Source organism: Lamprocystis purpurea DSM 4197 (assembly GCF_000379525.1).
GTDB lineage: Bacteria > Pseudomonadota > Gammaproteobacteria > Chromatiales > Chromatiaceae > Thiodictyon > Thiodictyon purpureum.
Genome location: NZ_KB902426.1, coordinates 1 through 2,808, shown reverse-complemented (window position 1 = coordinate 2,808; position 2,808 = coordinate 1). Strand labels below are relative to the sequence as shown.

General features: G+C 60.5%; 5 protein-coding genes. All 5 read left to right on the top strand.

Features of this window, described 5'->3' with window-relative positions; genetic code table 11:
- Positions 1–1,236: virulence-associated E family protein (locus tag A39O_RS36340; protein WP_020504032.1), on the top strand; the 1,236-nt coding region annotated here is incomplete at its 5' end.
- Positions 1,237–1,521: 285 nt separating this feature from the next.
- Positions 1,522–1,743, top strand: coding sequence for a hypothetical protein (locus A39O_RS0107290; RefSeq protein ID WP_020504031.1), 222 nt, complete (start codon positions 1,522–1,524; stop codon positions 1,741–1,743).
- Entirely contained in the window at positions 1,740–2,087 is a 348-nt protein-coding gene (locus A39O_RS0107285) for a VRR-NUC domain-containing protein (RefSeq protein ID WP_020504030.1), read from the top strand. The genes A39O_RS0107290 and A39O_RS0107285 overlap by 4 nt, the downstream gene beginning before the upstream one ends.
- 2 nt (positions 2,088–2,089) lie before the next feature.
- Positions 2,090–2,470 carry a hypothetical protein gene (locus A39O_RS0107280; RefSeq protein WP_020504029.1) on the top strand — a complete coding sequence of 127 codons (381 nt, stop codon included), beginning with the start codon at positions 2,090–2,092 and terminating at the stop codon, positions 2,468–2,470.
- Between the two features lie 44 nt (positions 2,471–2,514).
- The coding region (locus A39O_RS32410) for a hypothetical protein (RefSeq protein ID WP_040527390.1) at positions 2,515–2,808 on the top strand (294 nt) is incomplete at its 3' end.

Here is a 2,808-nt window from a genome sequence, read left to right as displayed (position 1 = left end):
ATCCTGGGCGACGATCCGGCACCGCAAGAGACGGTGGAGTGGCGCGCGGACCTGATCGTCAAACACAAGGACGATGGGACGCAATCGATACCGTGCCGGGTGCATAACCTCATCTTGCTCCTTAAGCACGCACCTGAGTTCTACGGACGGATCAAGCTGAACCTGTTTTCTGAGCAGGTCAGCATCGACGGACAGGATGCGAAGAAGGTCGCCGTGACGCGCATTAAAGCCGAGATCGAGCGTCACTGGATACATGGAGAAAAGGTTCCAGCGGCCGATGTTTCTGAGGCACTAGCCGTGGTCGCAGATCACAACAAATTTCATCCGGTGTGCGATTACCTCAATGGTCTTGAGTGGGACGGCGAACCGCGCATAGATGAGTTTTTCAGCGAGTTTTGCGGAACGCCACGCGACGCTTACCACATCGCGGTAGCGCGCGCGCTGTTTATCTCTGCGGTGCTGCGCATCCTGCGGCCGGGCTGCAAGGTCGATACCATGGTGATCCTTGAGGGACCGCAAGGCATCGGCAAGACAAAACTGTGGATCGCCCTGTTCTCTCCCTGGTACGCAGAGGTCGTTGACAGTCTTAACGGCAGGGATTTTTTTATCGGGCTTCGCGGGGTCTGGTGCGCAGACTTTGGCGAGCTTGACCAGTTCAATAAGGCTGAATCAACGCGCATCAAGCAGGTGATCACCAGCCAATCCGATAACTACCGCGGCATGTGGGCGGAAGGGCACGAGAAACACGCTCGCCAGTGTATTTTTGTCGGCGGGACCAATAGCGACGCGTGGCAGAAGGATGCGACGGGGGCTCGACGGTTCCTGCCTGTGCGCATGTCGCGTCAGATCAACGCCGATGACGTTGCCGCGATCAGGGATAAGCTTTTTGCTGAGGCGATGTATCTGGTGTCCACTGAGCAGACTGGCCGTTGGTGGGATATCCCAGATGCGGCCGAGCACCAGGATGAGAGCTACGCCGGAGACCCATGGGAGCAACCCATCACGGAATACCTGAATTGGATAGAGAAGACCTGGGAGTCGGATGGGTTGCGTGGGGCAACAAGGGCTGTCGCTCCAGAGACGACGACGCACGAGGTGTTGCTTGATGGGCTCAAGATCGAGAAGGGCAGGCAGACGAGGGCCGATGAGATGCGCGTGTCTGCTGTCCTGAAACGCAACGGCTGGGTGCGCAAGCAGCGATCTAAAGGCGGCTGGTGCTACCGGAAATATACCTAACCTACCCAACCACTTACCAACCTACATAACCAACCTTTTTGTTAAGGAGAACAATGCTTTACCCAACCTTACCAACCTTTTTGCGCCCCGTATTTTTCTGCGAAAAACACGATATGGCCATATTGGTATTTGACTCTCTATATAGAATATCTCTTTTAGGTTGGAAAGGTTGGTAAGGTTGGGTAAAGAGATGAAACTAAAAGGAAAAAAAATACCCAACCTCTGCAAAAATACCCAACCTTACCAACCTATATTACCTGGAGCGCTAGCCATGGCCTTCGAGCAATGATAAAAAATTCAAACGAACACAACGACTTAGTGGAAGCTATCAAGGATCTCGGGTTTGGCAGCGGATTGACGGGTCCGGGGGCGATCGAATCGCTTGCCATGGCCGTCGCTGGCGACGGACTTGCATCGCCACTGTCGGCGGCAGTGGCTGATGTGGCAGAGCAAATCGGCCGGGTCGCTGATGCACTGGAGTCCATCGCGCGCAAGATTCGAGCATGAACGAACACAACCACCAAAAGCTCGTCGTCCTCTGGTTCCGGGCCACCTACCCGGACCTGGCGGCGGTGTTCTTCGCCATCCCGAACGGCGAGCGCCGCGACCCGGCAACGGCGAAACGGCTGCAAGAGGAAGGCGTGCTGGCCGGGGTCCCCGATCTGCTGCTGGCGGTCCCCCGCGGGCCGCTGGCGGGATTGTTCCTGGAGATGAAGGCGGTGCTCGGTGGGCGCCTGTCGCAGCCCCAGAAAGCCGCGCACGCAGCCCTGACGGCGCAGGGCTATGCCGTGGCGGTGGCCCACGGCTACGAGGCCGCGAAAGCGGCGATTGTGGATTACCTGGAGCGCTAGCCATGGCCTTCGAGCAACGCGACCTTTCGGGCTCCCTCTTCCGCAACGACAAAGCCACCACCGACAAACACCCGACCCACAAGGGCTCAGCCAGGATCGACGATGCCGAGTTCTGGGTATCCGCGTGGGTGAAAACAGGCAAGCCCGGCAGCGACGGCCAGGCAACCCGGTTCTTCAGCCTGGCATTCGAGCCCAAGGCCAATGGCCAGTCTGCCACCGACCGGGCCGCCGCGGTCTTAGGGTCGACTTTCGGGCTTGATGCCGCCGCGGTCCTGGCCCTGCTGGCCGCTGGCGGGCACCCTGGCGCGTCATCGGCCCCATCCGAACCCTACGGGGGCGGCCAGGAGCCTGCGAACGCCTGGGACGACGATATCCCCTTCTAACGCGTGATCGAATCCATCAGCCGCCCTGACACCGGAGCCGAACGATGTGCCATCACTCTGCTGAAACCTTTCTGTGCCCCCGCCAACCGGGCGCCCTGGTGTTGTCCCCCACGGCCTGTGCCACGCTGTGGCAGCGCGGACGCACCGCGCAGTGCGACTCCGCCGCCTGGTTGTGCCGCGGCTGTCCGCTCGGGGCGCAGCACGCGGGGGTGGCCGTGGCGCCGACGCCGGTGCCGACGCCCGGCCAGTGGTGCGTGCGCTGCGGACGCGCCGACCTGCGCCTGATCGCCGTCAGCGGCCTGTGCGTGTCGTGCTACAACCGCGAGCGCGAGGTGCGC

Bases quoted from the DNA above. Each gene is read 5' to 3' on its own strand.
- A39O_RS0107280 (WP_020504029.1), top strand. From the start codon at position 2,090: ATGGCCTTCGAGCAACGCGACCTTTCGGGCTCCCTCTTCCGCAACGAC.
- A39O_RS0107285 (WP_020504030.1), top strand. From the start codon at position 1,740: ATGAACGAACACAACCACCAAAAGCTCGTCGTCCTCTGGTTCCGGGCC.
- A39O_RS0107290 (WP_020504031.1), top strand. From the start codon at position 1,522: ATGATAAAAAATTCAAACGAACACAACGACTTAGTGGAAGCTATCAAG.